We start from the raw sequence: 22349 nt of genomic DNA, 5'->3' as shown, positions 1-22349 counted from the left end.
CATTTTTAGAAAAAATTTTCATAAATAAAATTATTTTGGAAAAATTTTCGTTTTTCTATTGAAACCGTAAAACCCATGTGTTAATGTGTGAGTGTAATAGTTTACAGATTACACTACATCACAGAAAAAATTTGAGGGGGAAGAAAATGAAAAAAGTACTTAGTTTAGTTCTTGCATCGCTGCTCACTCTGGGTGTTCTTGCAGGATGTTCCGGCAAAGAAGAAACACCGGAGACTCCAGGCACAGAAACACCTGGTACAGAAACACCAGGGGAGACACCAGCAGAAGGCGGTGTAATGTATTCCAACGGAGGCCCAGTGGAGTTCTTCGAACATCCTTGGCTGAATCCAGGTGTATTCCTTCACCAGAAGGTGCTCTTTGACAGACTGCTGGTGGCCGATGAGAACCTGAACCCAGTAGAAGGACAGCTGGCAAAAGAATACAGCATCACTGAAGACGGTTCACTCCTGACCATGACACTGAAGGATGAAATTTACTGGCATGACGGTGAGAAGATCACTGCAGACGACGTAAAGTGGTCCATCGAATACGCACTGAAGATCACAGGTCTTAATGGTGTGTTTGCCACTACCTTCAAGTCCATTGAAGGCGCAGATGCTTTTGTGAACGGAGAAGCAGAAGAAATCTCCGGCATCAAGGTCGACGGACAGAAGATTGAAATCACATTTGCAAAGACAGCACCAGACGCGCTGCTAGCTTTCACACAGTTTGCACCACTGCCTAAGAAGCATTTTGAAGGCGAAGATCCACTGGCATTCCAGCAGTCCAAGTTCTGGCAGAGTCCAGTAGGTTCCGGACCATTCATGGTGGATGAAGTGAAGCTCAACGAGTACACCACTCTGAAGGCTTTCGACAAGTACCATGACGGCGTAGCAAACTACAGCATTTATCTGACACCAAGCCCTGGGGATTCCGATCCAAACCTTGTGACCAACGCACAGGCAGGCATGGTGGACTATGCATACACCAAGAACGTGGAATTTGCAGAGTCCTTGAAGAATGTGGACGGACTGAATGTCACACAGGTAGACATCCGTTACACCAGACTCTTCTACATGAACAAGTTTAAGGGAGCTGACGGAAAAGTATCTCCTCTGGCAGACGTAAGAGTACGTCAGGCCATCGCTTATGCCATCGATATGGACTCCATCGCAACCAACCTCTTCAAGGGAGCAGCCATCCCTGCAAACAGCCTGACACCAAATGAAGCTGGTAAAGCAGAAGGCCTCAATGATTACAAATACAACCCAGAAAAAGCCAAGGAACTCCTGGCGGAAGCAAACTGGGATGAAAATGAAGTACTGGACGTTGTGTACTACTACACCGACCAGCAGACCGTTGACTTCATGGCAGCCATCCAGTCCTACCTGAAAGAAGTAGGCATCAAGATGGAATTCAGACTTCTTGAGGGAGACCTGAATACCCTTCTTTGGACACCACCAGCTGATCCAGTAAACGGACCAAGCGCCGTGGAATGGGATATGGCATATGCAGCTGTTGCAGCACTGTCTCTTCATGAATACTACAACAGATACCTCACAGGATCCTCCTCCAACTCCCACACACCAAGTGATGCGAAGCTGGACGAGCTCATCAACGCAACAAACTCCACTTTCGACAACGCAGAAAAGACCAAGGCATTCCAGGAACTTCAGAAGTATGAAAATGAAACCCTGTTTACCTATGCCCTGTACTATCAGCCAGTATTCGTTGTAGAAAGCGATAAAATTCTAGAAGGAGCACCTAAGTACGGCAACCCACAGTTCAACTACAATTGGGGAATCCAGAACTGGAAGCTCGCAGCAGAGTAAGAAACGAAGAAAGAGTATAGCTGTGGGAACCCACAGCTATATTTCTTACGAAAGGAGAAAAAATGTTCTCATATATCATCCGAAGAATCTTGTCTCTTATCCCCATGGTTCTGATCATTACGTTTCTGATCTATCTAGGGCTGGAACTGACCCCGGGAGATGCTGTCTCTCATCTTATTCCACCCGATGCCATGGCCAACGTCAGTGCTGAGCAGCTGGAAGCCCTTCGTGATTCCTTTGGCCTCAATGATCCATTTCTTGTCCGCTATTTCAGGTGGCTGGGTGAGATGGGCCAAGGAAACTTTGGGTACAGCGTCTCCTCCGGGGTGAAAATCTCAGAGATCGTCATGAGAAACCTTTCCGCAACCCTGGAACTATCCATTGCAGCACTTCTCATCTCCACTGTCCTTGGTAGCATATTGGGACTTGTCAGTGCACTAAAGAAAGGAACTATGGCAGATAATATCCTTACCGTAGCCGGTATGGTGGGCGTCTCCATTCCTCAGTTTTTCTTTGGCCTCGTCTGTATCCTTCTCTTTGTCCTCAAGTGGAAGATTTTCCCCATCAGGCTTCTTCCGCACCAGACTTCTTTCCAGGAGGAGTTCAAAGTGCTGATTCTTCCAGCCCTGGTCCTTGGCATCACGCTGACCGCAGGTGTCATGAGATATGCAAGAAGCAGTATGCTGGACGCTATGAACAAAGACTACATCAAAACCGCCAGAAGCAAAGGTCTTCCAGAGTGGCGGGTGAACCTTGTCCATGGATTTAGAGTAGCCCTGACCCCTGTGGTGGTCCTCATCGGTTTTAGACTTCCGATGCTCATCGGCGGATCTGTGGTCATCGAGAGTATTTTCCAAAGACAGGGCATTGGCAGCACTTTTGTCACTGCGGTACGTGGACAGAACTATCCGCTGGTTATGATGATCGCGCTCTTTAGCGTCATCGCGGTACTGGTTTCGAGCTTTGTGGTGGATCTTCTCACCGCGGCCTTGGACCCAAGAGTAAAGCTGGAGTAGGTGAAAGAATGAGAAGTAAAAGATTAGACCGTAAATTTGATAGAATCCGGGAGAGGGAAGAACAGGGGTTAAATGGCAAGAAGTCCATGAACCGCTCTCTTCGTAAGCTCCTGAAAAATAAACTGGCCATCGCAGGCATCGGTGTATTTTCACTGATCCTTCTGGCCTCTGTGCTGGCACCTCTTCTGACGAAGTATGATCCGCTGCAGGTGAACATGAGTGCGGTGCTTCAGGCACCATCAAAAGAGCACATTCTGGGCACCGATAAGATTGGCAGAGACATCTTTTCCAGACTCCTTTATGGCGGAAGAATCTCCATCCTGGTGGGTCTTGGCAGCGCCCTTGGCGCCGCCACCATCGGCGTTCTTCTGGGCGCCTATGCAGGCTATAAAGGCGGAAAGATTGATAAGATCATTCTAAGAATCTCTGAAATCTTCATGTCCTTCCCACAGATCGTCCTGGTGCTTCTCCTCGTGACCATCCTAGGACAGAGCCTTCGAAACCTCCTCATCATCTTCATCGCCACAGGGTGGGGAAGTGTGTACCGTATGACAAGAGCCAAGATGCTCTCCATCCGGGAAGAAGAGTATGTACAGGCTTTAAGAGCCTTTGGACTCAATGACTTTATTGTATGCTACAAGCATATGCTCCCCAATGCCATAGGACCCATCCTTGTAAACATCACGCTGTCCACAGCCATGTTTATTCTGGAAGAAGCATCCTTAAGCTTCCTTGGCCTGGGTGTTCCACTGGAAATCGCCACCTGGGGAAATATCTTAAATGCCGCCCAGGATCAGGCAGTGCTTCTCAACAACTGGTGGATCTGGCTCCCAGTGGGTATTGTCATTTCACTGTTTGTTATGGCCGTGAACTTTGTGGGCGATGGCCTTAGAGATTCCACTGACCCAACACAGCAAGGATAAAAGGAGGGACTTACATGGAAAATGATGTTGTATTACGCGTAAAAGATCTGAAGACCTTCTTTTATACCAATGAACGCTGCAATAAAGCCATCAATGGTGTTTCTTTTGAAGTAAAGAAGGGGAAAACCTTAAGCATAGTGGGAGAATCCGGATGCGGGAAAAGCGTCACCGCTTCTTCCATCATGCAGCTGCTCCCAGACCTCTCAAGGATTGAAGAAGGGGAAATCACCTACTTCGGAGAACAAGGAGAAGTCCGCATCGACAAACTGAAGAAAAACGGGAAAGACATGAGAAAGCTCCGGGGTGGAGACATTGCCATGATCTTCCAAGATCCTATGACGGCACTGAATCCTGTGTACACCATAGGCTTCCAGATCCGGGAGAATCTTCAGAACCATATGAAGATGAACAAGAAACAGGCTCATAAAAGAGCGGTGGAGCTTCTAAGCCTCATGGGTATTCCAAACCCGGAACAAAGAGTCAATGAATATCCTCACCAGTTCTCCGGCGGTATGCGCCAAAGAGCCATGATCGCCATGGCCATGAGCTGCAACCCAAAAGTGCTCATCGCCGATGAGCCAACCACAGCACTGGATGTGACCATCCAGGCCCAGATCTTTGAGCTCATGATGAAGCTGAAAGAGGAGTTTAATACAGCCATCCTTCTCATCACCCATGACATGGGCGTTGTGAACGAAGTGTCTGACGACATGGCGGTGATGTATATGGGGAACATGGTGGAGAGCGGAGGCACCAAAGAAGTGCTGAAGAATCCCTGTCATCCTTACACCAAGGCGCTCCTCGAATCCATTCCCATCCTTGGAAAGGGAAGGAACCAGAATCTGGAGCCCATCAAAGGATCCACACCGGACCCTTACCAGAGACCTGTAGGCTGCCAGTTCAAAGACCGTTGCAACTACAGAAGCGAAAAATGTGAAGAGATGCCACCGGAAGAAATCGTCCAGGGAGAGCATATGGTGCGCTGCTGGCATTGGAAAGAGGTGCTAGAAGATGGAAAATAAGAAAGAAGTCCTCTTGGACTTAAAAAATGTCAAAACCTATTTCCCAGTGAAAAAGGGAATCATGAAGAAAACCGTCGGTCACGTCAAGGCCGTGGATGATATCAGCATTGAGATTTATAAAGGGGAGACTCTGGGGCTTGTAGGTGAATCCGGATGCGGAAAGACCACCCTTGGAAAATCCATCCTGCAGCTGATTCCAGCCACCGGTGGAGAGATGAACTACAACTTCGACGGAAATTACAAGAACTTAAGAACTCTCCCCAAAAAGGAGATGGATCTAGCCAGAAAGAGAATGCAGATTGTCTTCCAGGATCCCCATTCTTCTCTCAATCCTTCCTTCACCATCTTCCAGAGCCTTTCAGATCCTCTGAAAAAATTTGGTGTGGAGAAGAAAGAGGACAGAAGAAAGATCATTGGAGACCTGCTGGAGTCTGTCAATATGAGAGCAGAGTACATGGACCGGTACCCTCATGAGTTCTCTGGTGGACAAAGACAGAGAATAGGCATCGCCAGAGCCCTTTCTGTGAATCCGGAAATCATCGTCTGCGATGAAGCGGTGAGCGCACTGGACGTTTCCATCCAGGCTCAGGTGCTGAATCTTTTGAAGAAGCTGAAGGAGGAGAGAGATCTCACCTACATCTTCATCACCCATGACTTGAGCGTTGTGGAATACATCAGTGACCGTATTGCAGTGATGTATCTGGGGCGGATTGTGGAGCTGGCAGACGCCGATGAGCTCTACAAGAACAAGCTTCATCCTTACACCAAAGCTCTCCTCTCCGCCATCTTCGTGGCAGAGCCGGACAGAAAAACCAAACGAATCATTCTGGAAGGGGACGTGCCAAGCCCAATGAATCCACCTTCCGGATGCAGCTTCCACCCCCGTTGTCAGTACTGTATGGAAGTGTGCAAGAAAGAAAGACCTGAACTGAAGAAGTATGTCATCGAAGGCAGTGACCATTATGTGGCCTGTCATCTGGTGGAACAAGAAATGAAAAAGGATGCGTGAATAAAAAATGGCAAAGTTTGAACTGAAAGATATGAAAGGGGTTATCCCCGCACTGCTGACACCTTTTGACAAAGATGAGAATCTTCATGAGGAAGGCTTACGAGCCCTCATCAGAAGAATGCTCGCAGACGGCGTTCATGGTCTCTACATCACTGGATCCACTGGAGAGGGATTCCTCATGGATCTGGAAGAAAGAAAGAGAGCGGTGGAAATCACTGTGGACGAAGTGGCAGGAAAGGTTCCTGTGATGGTTCACGTAGGAGCCATCTCCACCAAGCTTTCCGTGGATCTTACAAGACATGCTTATGAAGCTGGCGCAGATGCCATTTCTTCTGTACCTCCTTTCTACTATAGATTCGGAGAAGCGGAGATCATCGAGTACTACAGAGCACTTGCGGAAGCCACACCTCTTCCAATGATCGTCTACAACATTCCACTGGCAGGACTCATGGGCTATGACACCATCCTGAAGCTGGCAAAGATTGAGAATGTCAAGGGCATCAAGTACACAGCATCCTCCCATTACGAGATCACAAAGCTCAAGGCAGATCTTGGAGAAGACTTCATGATCTACTCCGGCTCTGATGAAATGGCCATTTCCGGACTCCTCGCTGGAGCGGACGGACTCATCGGTTCCACCTACAACGTACTGGCAGATACTTTCTTGTCTCTCTATGACTTCTACGTGAAAGGCGACATCGCCAAAGCCAATGACGTGATGAAGGAAGCGGTGGAAGTGATCCTCAAGATGCTCTCCTATGGAAATCTCAATGCACTGCTGAAGACCTTGAACAGAATGAGAGGCGTGGATGCAGGATATGCCAGAAGTCCTTTCAGAAACTTCACCAAGGAAGAGGAAGTGAAGATTGCAGCAGATCTTCGTGAGCTGAAGAAGACCTTGAATCTTCAGTATGTAGGATTCATTGAGGAGCTGAACTAGACATGGAAAGAAGCCAGATGGAGGAGACCGATGTTCTTGTCATCGGCTCCGGCATTGCGGGGCTTTCCGCTGCTCTTTACAGTGCCATGGACGGTGCCAAGGTGACCCTTGCCACCGCCGTGCACCTTTTTTCCGGATCCACCTTCTTTCCCGGCACCTGGGGCTTTGGCCTGGTGGGACCGGAAAATGAGGAGGATGAGGAAGAGTTTATAAAAACCATCCTGTCCCTGGGAAAGGGAGTAGCCCTGCAAAAGCTTGTTCGGACCTTTGTCGAGAACGTCAACGCCAGTGTGGACGAACTGGAAGCCATGGGACTGACTCTTTTGAAACCCTCATCTGAAAAAGAAGGGGAGAAGGAATACATCCCTTGCTTTGACCACAAACACAGAAGGTGGAGAGGTCTTACCAAGAAGAATCTTCTGGACGTGATGCCAGGTCTTTTGGAGAACTACGGCGTACACATACGCCCATTCCATAAAGCGCTGGAGCTGACGAAAGAAAACGGCAGGATTTCAGGTGCCTTCTTTATAAAAGAAGGAAAAAAACTGGTCCATATCCGGGCAAAGGCGGTGGTCCTTGCCACAGGAGGCCTTTCCGGACTCTACAAATACAGGCTCACCACCGATGACGTTACTGGAACCGGTGTGGGCATGGCGCTTCGGGCTGGGGCAAAGACGGTGAATTTGGAGTTTCTTCAGAAGATGATCGGATTTGTCACCCCAGGACCTAAGACCGTCCACAATGAAAAGACCTTTGAAGCATCGAAGTTTTATACAGCATCTGGAGAGGATCTTCTAAAGAAGAGGCTTCCCCAAGGCATTGCCAAAGAAGAGGTGCTGAAGCTCCGGGCCCTCCATGGACCCTTTTCCACAGAAACAGACAGCAAATACCTGGACCTTGCCTTACATGAGGAGCTTCAGGAAAGCGGCAAAAAGGGGGTACTCCTCCGGTACGACGCTGAAAAAGTGAAAGGCCAGGGAGAGTTTGTGAAAACTTACTTTGACTGGCTGAAAGAAGAGAAGGGTGTATCCATGGAAGAGGACATTTATGTGGCCCCTTATATGCACGCATCCAATGGAGGTCTCCTCATTGATGAGAAGGCCAGGACTTCCCTGGAGGGGCTCTATGCCGCAGGGGAGTGCACCGGAGGCATGCATGGTGCAGACCGGGTGGGTGGACTATCTTCAGCCAATGGCATCGTCTTCGGAAAGATTGCCGGCATAGAAGCCGCAGCGTACAGCAGAAAAATACAGGACAAAAATGAAAAGCAGGAGGACCTTCAGAATCTTAAAGTATCCTCCGAAACAGGACGAAAAGACCTTCAGGACGCCCTCTACACCTACGGGTTTCTCGGCGTCACTGAAGAAAGCATAGAGAAAGCGGAAAAAGTTCTAGATATGATCACCTTCACCACAGAAGAACCTTGTGGTCTGAAAGATCTGGAAGACGCATACAGTCTGATGAATGAAAAGACTGCTGCAGCCGTTCTTCTAGAAAGCATCAGAGAAAGAAAAGAAAGCAGAGGCTCCTTTTACCGGAAGGATTATGAAAGCAACCGATCCGGTTTTGACAGACCCCTGGTGGGAACCTTCAGGGAGGGGAAGCCCAGGGCCTCATTTTATAACGAAGGAGAAGTGACATCATGGTAAGAGTTGGGATTGCAGGCATCGGGGCCATTGCGGAAAGCTATATGAAGCTTTTTCAGGAGGGTCTCATCGAAGATGCAGTGCTCACAGGGCTTTCCTCGAGAAACAGAGAACGTGTGGAAGGACTTCTTCAAAAGTTCCATCTGCCGGGGGCGGTGTATTATGGAGAATATGAAGAAATGCTCGCTTCAGATGAAGTGGATGCAGTGATCCTCACAACGCCCCATGCCCAGCATGTGCCCATGGCCCTCCTGGCCATGAGTTTTGGAAAACACGTGCTGTCAGACAAGCCTCTGGGCAATAAAGCCTTTGAAGTAAAAGAGCTGGTGGAGGAAGAAAAGAAGCATCCTAAGCTGGTTACCGGGGTGCTCTTTAACCGCAGAAGCTCGGATCTTTATCAGAAGGTGAAATCCCTTGTGGAAAGCGGTGAGATGGGAGAGCTAAGGCGGGCCATTTATGAGATCACCAATCTTTACAGGAGCTACCGCTACTATGAAGACAGCAGCTGGAGAGGCACCTATGAGGAAGAGGGTGGTGGTGTCCTCATGAATCAGGCCATCCATCAGCTGGATCTTCTTCTTTACCTGACAGGTCTGCCCAAATCCGTCATGGCCTTCATGAAAGAAGGATTCCATAGACCCATGACCACGGAGAATGATGCGGCTCTGCATCTTTTTTATGAAAATGGCGCTTCAGGTCATTTCCTGGCCAGCACCCATGAAAGCCCGGGGCTGAACCGTCTGACTCTTTCCTTCAGTAAAGGTCAGATTGAAGTGGCGGACGACGCAAAGCTTAGAATCACCAGGCTTTTAGAAGAAGAGGAAGACTTTGCCAGAAAAACAGAAGAGCATTTTCTTCATGTGCCAAAGACCGTGGAGGAATACTCTTACAGTGTCTGTGGCAATAGTGAGGAGCATAGAAGAACCATCGGAAATTTCGTCAAGGCCATCCAGGGAAAAGAGAAGATCCTCTGCTCCTTTGAAGATGGACTGAAAAGTATCACCCTCGTCAACGCAGCCCATCTGTCCTTCTGGTCCGGGGAAAAAGTGCCCATGACCTTCAGTCAGGTGGAGTATCTCCTTCATTTCAGACGGAAGGTCTCGGAAGAGAGGAAGATCCGGGCTCTAAAAGAAAAGCGTTGAATAAACAGACTGTGAACGTCGGGGGAATCAGGTTTACAGTATTTTGAGAGAGGAGGCGGCGGAACCTTTAGAGAAGAAGTCATCCGCCTGTAACATACAATGAGAGATAAAAATGAAATCATGGAGGCCATCAGAGGGGGACTCATCGTTTCCTGCCAGGCGCTGCCTGAAGAGCCTCTACACAGCTCCTATATCATGGGCAGAATGGCCTATGCCGCGTATCTTGGTGGAGCCATCGGCATCCGTGCCAATACCGTGGAAGACATCAAAGAAATCAAAAAAACAGTGGACCTGCCCATCATCGGCATCATCAAGAAGGTGTATGGAGACAATCCGGTGTTCATCACGCCAACTTTCACCGAAGTGAAGGCACTGGCAGAAGAAGGGGTGGATATCATTGCCCTGGATGCCACCCATCGGGAGAGACCAGATGGGAAGAGCCTGAAAGAACTGATGGAGAAAGTGAAAGCTCATTTTCCACATCAGCTGCTCATGGCAGACTGCGCCACCTATGAGGATGCAGTCACTGCCAAGAAGCTCGGCTTTGACTTCATCGGCAGCACCCTGGCTGGATACACCGAAGAAACCAAAGGAACGGAACTTCCAGATCTTCCCCTCATTGAAAAAATGGTGGCCTTGGGCGTGCCTGTCATCGCAGAAGGCGGCATTTCCACCCCGGAAGAGCTGAAAAGTGTTTTAGCACTTCATGTCCACTGCGCTGTGGTAGGCTCTGCCATCACAAGACCCATGGAGATCACAAAAAGATTTGCAGTTGTGGTGAACTCCTAGGAAAGTTTCTTTATAATAGAAGAAGAAAGCAGGTGGAATCATGAAGCAGGACAGAACAATACTCTGTGCGGATGTGGGCGGCACAAAGATCAAAGCAGCCCTGGTGAATGAGAAGGGCCAAGTGGAAGACTTCCGTGAAATCTCTACGGAAGCTCATCTTGGGGGACCTCATGTCATGTTGAACCTCAGGAAGATTCTAAGCACCTACAAAGGATATGAAGCCATCGGCATCAGCACTGCAGGACAGGTGGACAGCGAAAAAGGAGAGATTCTCTACGCCAATGAGAATATTCCTCGATATACGGGAACCAAGGTGAAAGTAATGCTGGAAGAAGCCTTTCAGGTGCCAGTAAAAGTGGAAAATGACGTCAATGCGGCAGCTCTTGGGGAAGCCTATTTTGGTGCAGGAAGCGAAGCGAAGGATCTTCTGATGCTTACCTATGGCACAGGAGTTGGCGGAGCACTTCTTTTCGGAAAAGAAGTTTATAAAGGAAGAGACGGTATTGCGGGCGAGTTTGGCCATATGGTCATTCATCCAGAAGGCGCTCTCTGCAACTGCGGCCAAAAGGGCTGTTATGAAGTCTTTGCCTCCACCACGGCTCTGGTCCGAAATGCCAAAGCTCTGGATGAGCATCTCACAGACGGCAAAGAGATCTTTAAGGCCATTCACGAAGGAAGAGAAGATGTGCGAGGGCTTTTAGAAGCCTGGGCCAAAGAAGTGTCCTATGGCCTGGTGAATCTCATCCACATCTTCAATCCGTCTCTCATTCTTCTTGGAGGTGGACTGCTGGAGCAGCCCTTGGCCTTTGAGCTCATTGAGAAGGAAACGAGAAAAAGGACCATGGAGAGTTTTCAAAAAGTGGTTCTTAAAAATGCCAGCCTGGGCAATCAGGCAGGCTTACTGGGGGCAGCGTCCCTGCATTTGAAATAAGTAGAAGTTTGGGGGAACCTTTTGTGAGCAGTATGGATGTATTTTCAAATATCAGCACCTTATTCAATTCTTTCACCAAATCTGAAAAGAGGGTGGCAGAATACATTCTCCAGAACCGCAGCCAGATCATGTACATGTCCATCACGGAGCTTTCGGAGAAATCCTCCGTGGGAGAGTCCAGTATTTTCCGGTTCTGCAAAGGACTCGGGTACACCGGCTATCAGGAATTCAAAATAGCCGTAGCCCAGAGCCTATCCGGCGAGAACAGCGATGCCACCTATACCATTGGCACAGAGATTCTTCTTAACGACTCCTTGGAAGAGATGGCCAGCAAAGTGAAGATGACAAACATCAGCGCCCTGGATGAAACAGAAAAACTTCTGGACTATGGGGTCCTTGCTGATGCTGTGGAAAAGATGGTGGAAGCAGAGAAGATCCGTTTTTTCGGAATCGGCTCGTCCCTCATCACCGCCATGGAAGGGCACAACAAGTTTTTAAGAATCACGAATAAGGCAGAGCTCACCGTGGACAGCCATCTTCAGGCCATGTCCGCAGCGCTGATGACGGAAAAAGAAGTGGCCATTGTCATTTCTTACTCCGGACAGACCAAAGACTCCATTGAGGTGGCAAAGATGGCTAAGGCCAGTGGCGCTTATGTCATTGCCATCACCAGGTTCCACAAAAGTCCCATGACGGCCTTTGCCGATGCGACCCTTCTTTGCGGGGCCAATGAAGGACCGCTTCAGGGAGGATCCCTCTCCGCGAAGATCGCTCAGCTGTATCTTCTGGATGTGCTGTATTTTGAGTACTTCAAAAAAACCTATGAAGTGTCCAAAGCAAACAAGGAAAGAACCGCCAAGGCCGTGGCAGACAAGCTTCTATAAGATCGAGAAGCCCCAGGCTCTATCAAGCAAGATTTTGTGTATCCGCCCCATAAAGGGCGTAAGGAGATGTAATAAAGTATGATCATGGATCATGTGTCCAGAATATCCAGTTACTGTTTTGAAAATGAGAATATGAGAATCGCCCAGGAGTTTCTCATGAAGCATGACTACAGAACCCTTCCCAAAGAAAAAATGGAAATCAAGGGAGACGAGGTGTTCCTTGTATACCACGATATTACGCAGAATCCTCTTGAAGAGTCCTTTTATGAAGCCCACAGAGACTATGCAGACATTCATTTTACCCTGGAAGGGGTGAACTTCATCCGGTCCACCCTCATTGACAATATCCACATCACCAAGGCGTATGTGGAAGAAGGGGACTATCTCCTGGGATCCTATGAAGGAGAAAGCTACACCGACAGCTATATGGGACCAGGATACTTTGCCATCTATATGCCAGAGGATGCGCATCTCACCAACGCACACCCAATAGAGCGCGCCAATGTAAAAAAATATGTGATCAAAGTGAAAGTCCGATAAGGAAACAGAAGAGCAGCGGAGCTGAAAAGCATATCGCTGTTTTTTTGTGGCTTTAAAATGGTTGAGAAAAGAAAGGTGTCATATGTTAAAAACTTATCCCGGGATTATTGACATATGACGATAAAGAAGCGTATGATGGTTATGGGTTTATTAATTCACAAACAAACCCGGTGTCTGTACTTCTCTTCTCCGTGTGTGTTTTTCTGGAGAGAAGTACAGATAGGATTTTTAAAGAAAAGGGGAGTACAAACATGAGCGAAGAAAAAAGAACCGAGAAAGTCTATTCCAGACGTGAAGTGCTGAAAACAGCCGGTAAAGCAGCTGTGGGTGTTGCAGCGGTGACGGTGCTGCCATCCTTTCTCACCTCCTGTGGAGAAAAGACACCTGAGATCCCTTCCAAGGAAGTGCTGAGCTACGAATACCTGAGCGCTTCAGAAGATGCACCGAAGTATCCTTATCCCTACCAGAAACTGGATGTGGGCACCACCATGGAAAGAGCCTATGCTTCCTTCTTCAATAAAGGCGGATGCTGCAGAGCGGTCATAGACGGCATTATCGGTCAGCTGGGAGATCAGGCGGGATATCCATGGAATCAGATTCCTGTAGATGCCTTTGCCAATGGCGCAGGCGGATATGGTGCAGCTTCCCTCTGCGGATCTTTGGCAGGTGCAGCCACCTGTATCGGACTTGCTGTGCCACCTGAAGATGCGTCCAAAATGACTGCAGAGCTATTCAGCTGGTATACATCCACAGAGCTTCCTACATATCAGCCTGAAGTGAAGAATAAGACGGTATCCTCTGCTTCTGTGAACTGCAAGGACTCCGTGGGAGAATTCATGGAAGTATCCGGTTATGCCATGGCAGATCCTGAAAGAAAAGCCAGATGCGCTGGAGTGGCTGCAGACTGTGCAGGAAAGACAGTGGAACTCATCAACAAGTATTACAATTTATAGGAATAAAAGTTACTAGGGAAACAGAAAAAAAAGGAGTGTATTCATATGGGTGGTAGATTCGGTATATCGGAACTGGTTCTTATTCTGGCCATTGCCCTCGTCATCTTCGGACCTTCAAAACTTCCTTCCATCGGCAGATCCATAGGAGAAGCCATTGGAGAGTTCAAGTCCCATGCAAACAAGATTACGGATGAAATGAAGCTGGATGATCAAGATGAAAAAAAGAAAGAAAGCTGACAAGAACAGCCTGACTCTGGTAGAGCACCTGACGGAGCTTCGAAACCGGATCCTCTACATGGCGGTGATCTTCCTCGGATGCACGCTTCTGGCCTATCAGTTTTCAGAGGTCCTGGTGAAGGATATGATCGGTATTGCACCTGAAGTGAGCTTTGTGTTCATCTCTCCTGCAGAGCTACTTTTATCCTACATCAAGATTGCCGTGATCATGGGGCTTACGGTTTCTGCACCTTTTCTCATCACGCAGATCTGGCTCTTTGTCAGTCCTGCCCTGGAGAAAAAAGAACGGAGAACTCTGGTGTTCTCTCTGATCTTTGGCACAGTGTTTTTTATTCTGGGGGCCGTCTTTGCGTATCTTTTGGTGCTGCCCATGATGATTCAGTTCTTCATGGGGTTTCAGATGGAGGGCATCGATGAGATGATCAGCTTTGAAAGCTATCTGTCTCTCATCCTAAGCACAGTCCTTTCCTTTGGCATCATCTTTGAGCTGCCTTCCATTATGGTGATCCTGGCAAGGTTTGGCATTGTCACCACTGCCTTCATGAGAAAATACAGGAAGTATATTGTACTGGTGATTTTCATCGCTGCTGCAGTGCTGACACCACCGGATGTGATTTCCCAGGTCATGCTGGCCATGCCGATGCTGCTTCTCTTTGAAGTGGGACTCCTCTTTGCCTCCATGGCAGAGCGGAAGAAGAAAAAACTGAAAGCAGCGGAAAGCTTCTAAGTTTTAAAATTGAAAAGAAAGCTCCAGAACCTTTGCATGCGTGCAAAACTCTGGAGCTTTTTCTTTCTCTAACGCAGAGGGAAGAATGCAGCAGAAGTACTTCGCAGTAAAAAAGCGCTGGATAGCTCAGCGCTTTGTAGAGGACGATACTAAGGTGAACTTTCCCTGACACTTACATAACCACAGACTGCATGGAGAGAATCTTTTCGGGAAGAAGAAGCTTCGCTTCTGTGGCTTCCAGGATTTCCTCCAGGGTGAATTCTTCATTGATTTCTCTAAGGAGGAGTCCTTCCGGTGTCACTTCAAGAACACACATTTCCGTGACGATGAGATCCACTTCCCCCATGGCTGTCAGGGGCAGAGTGCATTCTTTGAGGATTTTAGGGCTGCCCTTGGCGGTGTGCTCCATGGCCACAATGACTTTTTTCGCCCCGGAGAGTAGGTCCATGGCGCCGCCCATACCGGGCACCATTTTACCAGGGATCATGTAATTGGCGATGTTTCCTCTTTCATCCACCTGAAGCGCTCCCAGCACCGTGAGGTTCACATGACCGCCCCGGATGATGCCAAAGGACGTGGCGCTGTCAAAAAATGCTCCGCCCGGCAGGATGGTTACCGGAATACCTCCAGCGTTTGTGATATAAGGGTTGATGCTGTCTTCGGATGGGGAAGGGCCAAGACCTACAAAGCCATTCTCAGACTGGAAGATGATGGTTTTGCCCAGGGGCACGAAGTTGGCCACCTTTGTGGGCAGACCGATGCCGAGATTCACCACGTCGCCATCAGAAAGCTCGTGGGCCACACGTTTTGCGATAAATTCCTGAACCTTTTCTTTATCCATCATTTAAATGGCACCTCCATCTACGATGTAATTGACAAAAACCCCAGGGGTATGCACAGAATTCGGGTCCAGATCTCCCACTTCCACGATTTCCATGGCTTCCACAATGGTGATGTCTGCAGCAGCAGCCATCATGTTGTTGAAGTTTCGGGTGGAGCCGTGGTAATGGATGTTGCCGAACTTGTCCACCTGATTTCCAAAAATCAGTGCCACATTGGCACGGAGAGGCTTTTCCAACAGGTAGACTTTGCCGTCCACGGTGACCTTTTCCTTTCCTTTTTCCACTTCTGTCCCGAGACCCGTGGCAGTCAGCACTCCGCCCAGACCATGTCCGCCTGCTCGGATCTGTTCAATGAGGGTGCCCTGGGGCACCAGGACCACTTCGGTTTCTCCAGAGAGCATCTGACGGCCAGTTTCTTTGTTGGTGCCTACATGGGAGGCGATGATCTTTTTAAACTGGCGGTTCACCACCATTTTACCCACGCCCCGGTCGATGAACCCAGAATCGTTGCAGATGAGGGTCAGGTCTTTGACTCCCTTTTCCATGAGCGCATCGATGAGCCGGTTTGGGGTGCCTACCGCTAGGAAACCACCAATCATGACGGTATCTCCGTCTTTCACATGGGCAATGGCTTGGGATAAATCAATGAGTTTATTCATAGTAAAGCTCCTTTCCAGTATCTATATCAAAAGACTTTGCATCAGCTCAAATAGAAAGCAGTGGTTCATTCAGAATAAGCATGAGAGAGTTCCTGGTTTCTCTTCAAGTATTTCTTTACTCAACCTTATTAAAACGTTATCATAGAAGAATGTACAGGACGAAATTTTCATAGAATCTATAACATGAAGTTATAAGATGATGCGTAGAAAGCGGAAGTCATCCAGAAGGAGGAAAAGCCTTGAATATAGACCATCTAAAATACTTTATCACTGTGGTGAACAATGGATTCAACCTCAGTGAAGCGTCCAAAAAGCTCCATATTTCACAGCCGGCCCTCAGTAAGTATATCCTGAAGTTTGAGGAAGAGGAGCGGGTGGATCTCTTCTATAGAAAGCATGGCAGACTTCTGGGACTTACACCTTCCGGAGAGAATTTCTTTGCCAATGCCAAAGGTGTGGTGGAAGCCCATGACCGGATGCTGAAAGAGCTCAGAGAAGCCTCCAAGAAAGTGCGGGGCGTCATCCGTATCGGCATTCCGCCGCTGATTTTGACCGTGCTTTTCACAGAAGTCATGTCCAAGCTGATTCTTCTCAATCCGCTGATCAAGTTCGAGATCGTGGAAGCGGGAGCCTTTGAGCTGAGAAAGCTTCTGGCCATGAATGAACTGGACTTTGCGGTGCTTCTTTCTCCGTCGGAGCTGAATCCCCAGGCGTTTGTGGAAGTGCTTCTGAAAAAAGACGATCTGACGGTGTTTCTTTCCAGCACTCATCCACTGGCAGAAAAAGAGATGCTAAGGTGGACGGATCTGGAAAAGGAAAAGCTGGCCCTATTTAATGAAAGCTTTATGATCCATCATCTGCTCATGGGAAAATTCAGAGCTCTTCGGATGGAACCGGACATTCAGATTCTTTCCGGCTCCTGGGATTTTCTTCTGGAAGTGACCAAGGATTCGGAGATGGTGACGATTCTGCCTTCCCCCATCACAAAGTTCATCGCCACGGACGGCATCCTGGAGAAGAAGCTTCTGTCACCGGTGTCCTGGAAGGTGGTGCTGACCCATCCTCTCAAATCCTACAACTCCACCCTGGAAAAGTATGTGAAGGAAAGCATTGTGGAGTACTTTCAGAAAGGAAAGGACATCAGGCCCATCAACCGGGAAAATGAAGTGTAAGCACCTTTGTGCATACAGATGTCCATGGGATTTGCCGTTGAAGAGTACAGGAAAAAAGGGTATCCTTAAAGAGAATGCATCAGCATCCTGAGATGCTGAAACTGATAGATATGAGGTGGAACGATGGGAAATTATTATGAAAAAGCACTGGAACTCCATGAAAAGTGGAAAGGCAAAATCTCTGTGGAGCTGAAAGCGCCGCTGAAGGATAAAGAAGATCTTTCTGTGGCCTATACCCCTGGGGTTGCGGAGCCCTGCAGAGAAATCGCCAAGGACAGGAACAATGCCTATAAGTATACCTGGAAGGGGAACATCGTGGCTGTGGTCTCCGATGGTACAGCGGTGCTGGGTCTAGGAGACATCGGGCCTGAGGCCGCTCTTCCTGTGATGGAAGGAAAGGCAGCGCTTTTCAAAAGATTTGCGGGGGTTAATGCCATACCCATTGTCCTTGATACAAAAGATCCCAAGGAGATCATTGAGACGGTGAAGCGCATGGCGCCCACTTTCGGCGGCATCAACCTGGAAGACATCAGCGCGCCCCGATGTGTGGAGATTGAAAGAACACTTATAGAAGAGCTGGATATTCCAGTGTTTCATGACGACCAGCATGGTACGGCCATCGTGGTGACAGCAGGGGTCATGAATGCGCTGAAGCTCATCGGCAAGAAAAAAGAGGATGTGACCTTAGTGGTTTCTGGTACCGGAGCCGCAGGCAGCTCTGTGATCAAGATGCTTCATGCCTACGGTATCCGGAGCATCTATGCCTTCAATGTCCACGGCATCCTGAGAAAGGGCGACATGGGAGAGTACAACTTCCTGGAAAAAGAGCTGTGCGAGATTACCAATGGAGAGGATGAACCTTTGGCTTTATCCGAAGCCATGAAACGGGCGGATCTTTTTGTAGGGGTCAGCGCGCCGAAGGTGCTCACCAAAGAAATGGTTGCCTCGATGAAGAAGGATGCCATTGTTTTTGCCATGGCAAATCCGGAGCCTGAGATTTCCTATGAGGATGCAATAGAGGCAGGAGCCCGAGTAGTGGGTACCGGCCGTTCTGATTTTCCCAATCAGGTGAACAATGTGCTGGCTTTCCCAGGACTCTTTAAAGGAGCCCTTCAGGTGCGGGCTCAAAAGATCACCGAGGCCATGAAGATGGCGGCGGCGGAAGGCATCGCTTCCTTAATAGAAGAGAAGGATCTACGGGAAGACTATGTGATTCCAGGAGCCTTTGATGAAAGGGTGGCGGAAGTGGTGGCCGATGCCGTGGCGAGAAAAGCTGTGGAAGAAGGTCTTTCCAGAATTTAGACAGAGGGAGCTGAGAGCGTTGGAACTGCTGGAGGCAAGAGAAGAGAGGGACGCCTTTGAGCGGAACCTTCTAAAGAAAACAGGCAAGGTCCTTCTGACGCTTCGGGGAAATTATCCCGGTGAGAACAAGAATGTGCCAGCTGTGTCCTACATGGTGGAAACCCTAAGAAAGGAAGTGCTGAAGGCATTTTCTGTAGTGGAAGAGCGTACATATGAGTCCAAGGAAGGACTCCTCTACTTCTTTCTTCTTCTGGAAGAGGGAGAAGAGGCAAAAAGAAAGGCGGTTCTACTGGAAGAGACCCATCCTCTGGGAAGACTAGCGGATCTTGATGTCCGGGACAAGGAAAGAATCTATTCCAGAAGAGACTTGGGCTTTCCGGATAGAAGCTGCTATCTCTGCGGGGAAAAGGCGGTTTACTGTGTCCGCTCTAAGAAACACGTCATGGAAGAGGTCATCCTCTATTTTGAGAAACAGGTGAAAGAATATCAGCTGCTGGAGAATGGGAATCCTCCACAGCACCGATGAAACGGGGGAAATTTATGGAAATAAAAAAACAGGCGGTATGCGGGACCATCCAGTCCAACGACTGCTTTGTGAGAGTGGCACCAGGAGAAGAGCTTTCTCTTTATCTGGAGAGCACAGTGCTGGATGCTTTTGGGGAGCAGATTGAACTGGTGGTGCGGGAGACGCTTCTTGGTCTTGGCATCACCAGAGGTCAGATCTATTTGGAAGACAAAGGAGCGCTGGATTATACCATCCGCGCTCGAGTGGAAACGGCGGTGAAAAGAGCAAATGGCTAGAAGAAGTTTACTGTTTATGCCAGGAAACAACCCTGGGATGCTCACGACATCCGATATTCTAGGAGCAGATACCCTGGTCTTTGATCTGGAGGATGCGGTGTCTCTGCAAGAGAAGGATGCGGCAAGAACACTGGTGAGAGAAGCGATGTCTTTTTTAACCTTTACAGATTCGGAAGTCACCGTGAGGATCAATCCCACAGACTCGCCCTACTGGAAAGAAGACTTATCGGTGATGGTGCCTGCAAAGCCTCAGGGCATTGTGATCCCCAAAGCCACCGAAGCTTCTGTGAAACTGGTGGAGGAGGAAGTGGTAAGACTGGAGAAGCTTCATCATATAGAAAAGAAGCTCTTTTTCATCCTCATCGTGGAATCCGCCCTGGGTCTTTTTGATCTGAAGAGCACCTTGCAGGCAAGCCGTCGGATTGAAGGGCTCATCCTGGGTGGAGAAGATTTCACCAGCGACATGGGAGTGAAGCGAACTGCGGACAGTCATGAGCTTCTGTTTGCAAGATACCAGATTGCCACAGCAGCCAAAGCCTATGGCATAGAAGCCATCGACACACCCTATACAGACATAGAGGACATGGAGGGACTGCAAGAGGACACCAGGTTCTCAAAATCCATCGGATTCACCGGAAGACTGGCCATCAATCCGAGGCAGGTGGAGCCCATCCACGAGGTGTTTTCGCCCACTGCCCTGGAAATTGAGGAAGCCCAGAACATTCTTCTGGAAGCAGAGGAAGCAAAGAAGAGAGGGCTGGGTGTCTTCAGTTATAAAGGAAAGATGGTGGATCTGCCGGTGATCAAGCGTGCGGAGAAAACCATGGCATCGGCCAGGAAGTGGGGGCTTGTGAGATGAAAAACAGTTTAGGAAGAGAAGGGCTCCTGAGACCCTATGAAGGTGCTTTTCAAGACAAACGACATGTGGAGTATATCGACAACAAAGAAAAAGGACGAATTCCGGAGTTTTCTGAGAATCTGGATGAGGTGCTGGATGCCCTGGAGCTTCGAGATGGCATCACAGTGAGTTTCCACCATCACCTGAGAAATGGAGACCAGGTGCTGAATCTTGTCATGGGAAAGCTTCAGGAAAGAGGACTGAAAGGGATCACTGTGGCAGCCTCCTCCTTTTTCCCCTGTCATGCTCCTCTGGTGCCCATGTTTGAGGACGGTACCGTGACAAGGCTGCACGCCTCCTATATGTCAGGCCCTGTGGCAAGGGCTGTCAGTGAAGGAAAAGTGAAGGAAATCTGTACCATCACCACCCACGGAGGAAGGCCCAGAGCCATTCTGGAGGGGGAGCTTGTTATCGATGCAGCGTTCATCGCAGCGCCTGCAGTGGACTTTCATGGAAACCTCACAGGTTCAGAAGGACCTGCGGCCTGTGGCGTTCTTGGGTACGCGCATGCGGATGCCCAAGCAGGAAAAAAGGTGGTGGCCATCACCGACACCGTGAAGGAATCTGTGAACAGACCTGAAATATCAGGCCATCTCATTGACTATGTGGTGAAAGTGAAAACCATTGGAGACCCCAAGGGCATTGTTTCCGGGACCACAAAAATCACAAAGGATCCCGTGGGGCTGAAAATTGCCCGGGATGCGGCGACGGTCATAGCCCATAGCGGTCTCTTACAAGATGGCTTCAGCTTCCAGACCGGTGCTGGGGGCACTTCCCTGGCTGTGGCGCTGGAAGTGAAAAAGATCATGAAGGAAAGAAATATCAAAGGAAGCTTTGCCTGCGGCGGCACCACAGATTATCTGGTGGACATGCTGAAGGAAGGGTTTTTTGAGAAGCTTTATGATGTGCAAGCTTTCAATCTGGATGCGGTGGAGTCTGTGAAGAAGAATGAGCGTCATGTGAAGATCTCCGCCAATACCTATGCGAATCTCCATAACGACCAAAGCATTGTGAATCAGCTGGATGTGGTGATACTAGGTGCATCGGAAATAGATGTGGACTTCAACGTCAATGTCACCACAGGCAGCGACGGATATATTCTGGGAGGGTCCGGAGGCCATGCGGATACTGCAGCTGGCGCAAAGCTTGCCATCATCGTTTCTGCTTTGGTGAACAGCAGGATCAGCTGCCTGGTGGAACGGGTGACCACGGTGACCACGCCAGGAGAAACCATTGATATGCTCGTCACAGAGCGGGGCATTGCGGTTCATCCAAGGCACGAAAAGCTCATCAGGACGCTGAAAGAAGAAACCAGCCTGAAGATCATGGACATCCGGGAGCTGAAAGCGGTAGCGGACAGCTTGACCGGTGTTCCCAGGAGAAAAGAAAGCACCGGAGAGATTGTGGCGGTCAGTGAATACCGGGATGGCGCCATCCTTGATGTGATCTGGAAAGTAAAGAAATAAATCCTAGATGGAATGACGAACCTCGCAGCTTTGAAGAAGGCTGCGGGGTTCTTTTTATGTCTTTTTCCGGTTTGCAAATAGCCTTTTTAGGGACTTATGTTCTACCTTCAGGGTGCAGCAGGAAACAGTAGAAAAGAGTTCACAGAATCATAAGGCATTGTGAAATTATATACACCATGTGGAGTGATGTGGATATAGAAAGTTCACTGTGCTCTATTGGAGCGTAATTAGCATTTTCATGAAGACAACCATGTATATTTTGAAATTGATTAAATAATCTCTAATAAATGATTTTATACAGCTGTGTATAATCCGGACTAAAGTTCTTACGTAATTATGAGGGTGTTTCCTTTAGAAAATGTTAACAAAATAGAAGAAAAACTATAACCAGTATTATAATACGGAGAATTTCACAAGATAAAGTAGTGGAAAATCATACATACAGTTAGATTATCGCTGCATTTCGAATGAAAATTATAAAGTCAGTTAAAAAAACAGGCGGAAGATATGAAAATAATGACGAGTAACTCCATATATTTTAATTATAGATTTATTTAAATTTAACAATATTGATTATGAAGGTTTTATTTTGTAGAATATTAGTATAAAGTGTCGTAA

General features: G+C 48.4%; 23 protein-coding genes. 21 read left to right on the top strand and 2 right to left on the bottom strand.

The window, feature by feature from the left end; all coding sequences use genetic code 11:
• Window positions 1–146 precede the first annotated feature (146 nt).
• The 15 genes from BM243_RS08980 (at window position 147) to tatC (ending at window position 14591) form a co-directional block, all read left to right on the top strand.
• Window positions 147–1832, top strand: coding sequence for an ABC transporter substrate-binding protein (locus tag BM243_RS08980; protein WP_074912040.1), 1686 nt, complete (start codon window positions 147–149; stop codon window positions 1830–1832).
• A gap of 62 nt (window positions 1833–1894) precedes the next feature.
• Window positions 1895–2848: an ABC transporter permease gene (locus tag BM243_RS08975; protein WP_074912039.1), complete on the top strand. Its 954-nt coding sequence runs from the start codon at window positions 1895–1897 to the stop codon at window positions 2846–2848.
• A gap of 8 nt (window positions 2849–2856) precedes the next feature.
• Window positions 2857–3771, top strand: a complete 915-nt coding sequence (locus tag BM243_RS08970; RefSeq protein ID WP_074912038.1) for an ABC transporter permease — start codon at window positions 2857–2859, stop codon at window positions 3769–3771.
• Window positions 3772–3785: 14 nt separating this feature from the next.
• Window positions 3786–4793, top strand: coding sequence for an ABC transporter ATP-binding protein (locus BM243_RS08965; protein WP_074912037.1), 1008 nt, complete (start codon window positions 3786–3788; stop codon window positions 4791–4793).
• Window positions 4783–5802, top strand: a complete 1020-nt coding sequence (locus tag BM243_RS08960) for an ABC transporter ATP-binding protein (protein WP_074912036.1) — start codon at window positions 4783–4785, stop codon at window positions 5800–5802. The genes BM243_RS08965 and BM243_RS08960 overlap by 11 nt, the downstream gene beginning before the upstream one ends.
• A gap of 7 nt (window positions 5803–5809) precedes the next feature.
• Complete coding sequence (locus BM243_RS08955; protein ID WP_074912035.1) at window positions 5810–6742, top strand: dihydrodipicolinate synthase family protein; 933 nt, start codon at window positions 5810–5812, stop codon at window positions 6740–6742.
• A gap of 2 nt (window positions 6743–6744) precedes the next feature.
• Window positions 6745–8391 carry an FAD-binding protein gene (locus tag BM243_RS08950; RefSeq protein ID WP_074912034.1) on the top strand — a complete coding sequence of 549 codons (1647 nt, stop codon included), beginning with the start codon at window positions 6745–6747 and terminating at the stop codon, window positions 8389–8391.
• A complete protein-coding gene (locus BM243_RS08945; protein ID WP_074912033.1) occupies window positions 8385–9530 on the top strand; it encodes a Gfo/Idh/MocA family protein in 1146 nt (381 codons plus the stop codon). Before BM243_RS08950 ends, BM243_RS08945 begins: the two co-directional genes overlap by 7 nt.
• A 99-nt stretch (window positions 9531–9629) precedes the next feature.
• Window positions 9630–10319 (top strand): N-acetylmannosamine-6-phosphate 2-epimerase, encoded by a 690-nt coding sequence (locus BM243_RS08940; RefSeq protein WP_074912032.1) that lies wholly within the window; start codon window positions 9630–9632, stop codon window positions 10317–10319.
• Window positions 10320–10359: 40 nt separating this feature from the next.
• Window positions 10360–11250, top strand: a complete 891-nt coding sequence (locus BM243_RS08935) for an ROK family protein (RefSeq protein WP_074912031.1) — start codon at window positions 10360–10362, stop codon at window positions 11248–11250.
• A 32-nt stretch (window positions 11251–11282) separates the two neighbouring features.
• The gene (locus tag BM243_RS08930) at window positions 11283–12134 is read left to right on the top strand and encodes a MurR/RpiR family transcriptional regulator (protein ID WP_074912126.1); all 852 of its coding nucleotides are present in this window, start codon (window positions 11283–11285) and stop codon (window positions 12132–12134) included.
• A 78-nt stretch (window positions 12135–12212) separates the two neighbouring features.
• Complete coding sequence (locus BM243_RS08925) at window positions 12213–12674, top strand: NanQ anomerase/TabA/YiaL family protein (RefSeq protein ID WP_074912030.1); 462 nt, start codon at window positions 12213–12215, stop codon at window positions 12672–12674.
• Between the two features lie 251 nt (window positions 12675–12925).
• Complete coding sequence (locus tag BM243_RS08920) at window positions 12926–13627, top strand: C-GCAxxG-C-C family protein (protein WP_074912029.1); 702 nt, start codon at window positions 12926–12928, stop codon at window positions 13625–13627.
• Between the two features lie 45 nt (window positions 13628–13672).
• Entirely contained in the window at window positions 13673–13864 is a 192-nt protein-coding gene (locus BM243_RS08915; protein WP_074912028.1) for a twin-arginine translocase TatA/TatE family subunit, read from the top strand.
• On the top strand, window positions 13842–14591 hold the full coding sequence (tatC, locus tag BM243_RS08910) for a twin-arginine translocase subunit TatC (RefSeq protein WP_074912027.1): 750 nt from the start codon (window positions 13842–13844) through the stop codon (window positions 14589–14591). The genes BM243_RS08915 and tatC overlap by 23 nt, the downstream gene beginning before the upstream one ends.
• Before the next feature lie 172 nt (window positions 14592–14763).
• Here tatC and BM243_RS08905 read toward each other — a convergent pair whose 3' ends face one another.
• Together BM243_RS08905 and BM243_RS08900 are read right to left on the bottom strand one after the other, a co-directional pair.
• Entirely contained in the window at window positions 14764–15432 is a 669-nt protein-coding gene (locus BM243_RS08905; RefSeq protein WP_074912125.1) for a 3-oxoacid CoA-transferase subunit B, read from the bottom strand.
• Window positions 15433–15435: 3 nt separating this feature from the next.
• On the bottom strand, window positions 15436–16092 hold the full coding sequence (locus BM243_RS08900; protein ID WP_074912026.1) for a CoA transferase subunit A: 657 nt from the start codon (window positions 16090–16092) through the stop codon (window positions 15436–15438).
• A gap of 239 nt (window positions 16093–16331) precedes the next feature.
• On the opposite strand from BM243_RS08900, the gene BM243_RS08895 reads away from it, so the two are divergent.
• The 6 genes from BM243_RS08895 (at window position 16332) to citF (ending at window position 21731) form a co-directional block, all read left to right on the top strand.
• Complete coding sequence (locus tag BM243_RS08895) at window positions 16332–17264, top strand: LysR family transcriptional regulator (RefSeq protein ID WP_074912025.1); 933 nt, start codon at window positions 16332–16334, stop codon at window positions 17262–17264.
• 123 nt (window positions 17265–17387) lie between these two features.
• Complete coding sequence (locus tag BM243_RS08890) at window positions 17388–18566, top strand: NAD(P)-dependent malic enzyme (RefSeq protein ID WP_074912024.1); 1179 nt, start codon at window positions 17388–17390, stop codon at window positions 18564–18566.
• Window positions 18567–18585: 19 nt separating this feature from the next.
• Complete coding sequence (gene citX / locus BM243_RS08885) at window positions 18586–19092, top strand: citrate lyase holo-[acyl-carrier protein] synthase (protein WP_074912023.1); 507 nt, start codon at window positions 18586–18588, stop codon at window positions 19090–19092.
• A 14-nt stretch (window positions 19093–19106) separates the two neighbouring features.
• The gene (citD, locus tag BM243_RS08880) at window positions 19107–19367 is read left to right on the top strand and encodes a citrate lyase acyl carrier protein (protein ID WP_074912022.1); all 261 of its coding nucleotides are present in this window, start codon (window positions 19107–19109) and stop codon (window positions 19365–19367) included.
• A complete protein-coding gene (locus tag BM243_RS08875; RefSeq protein ID WP_074912021.1) occupies window positions 19360–20226 on the top strand; it encodes an HpcH/HpaI aldolase/citrate lyase family protein in 867 nt (288 codons plus the stop codon). The genes citD and BM243_RS08875 overlap by 8 nt, the downstream gene beginning before the upstream one ends.
• The gene (citF, locus tag BM243_RS08870) at window positions 20223–21731 is read left to right on the top strand and encodes a citrate lyase subunit alpha (RefSeq protein ID WP_074912020.1); all 1509 of its coding nucleotides are present in this window, start codon (window positions 20223–20225) and stop codon (window positions 21729–21731) included. Before BM243_RS08875 ends, citF begins: the two co-directional genes overlap by 4 nt.
• Window positions 21732–22349 lie beyond the last annotated feature (618 nt).

It is taken from the genome of Proteiniclasticum ruminis, from assembly GCF_900115135.1.
GTDB lineage: Bacteria > Bacillota > Clostridia > Clostridiales > Clostridiaceae > Proteiniclasticum > Proteiniclasticum ruminis_A.
Note: the sequence above shows the minus strand (reverse complement) of the source record. Positions and strands in the feature narration are given on the sequence as shown.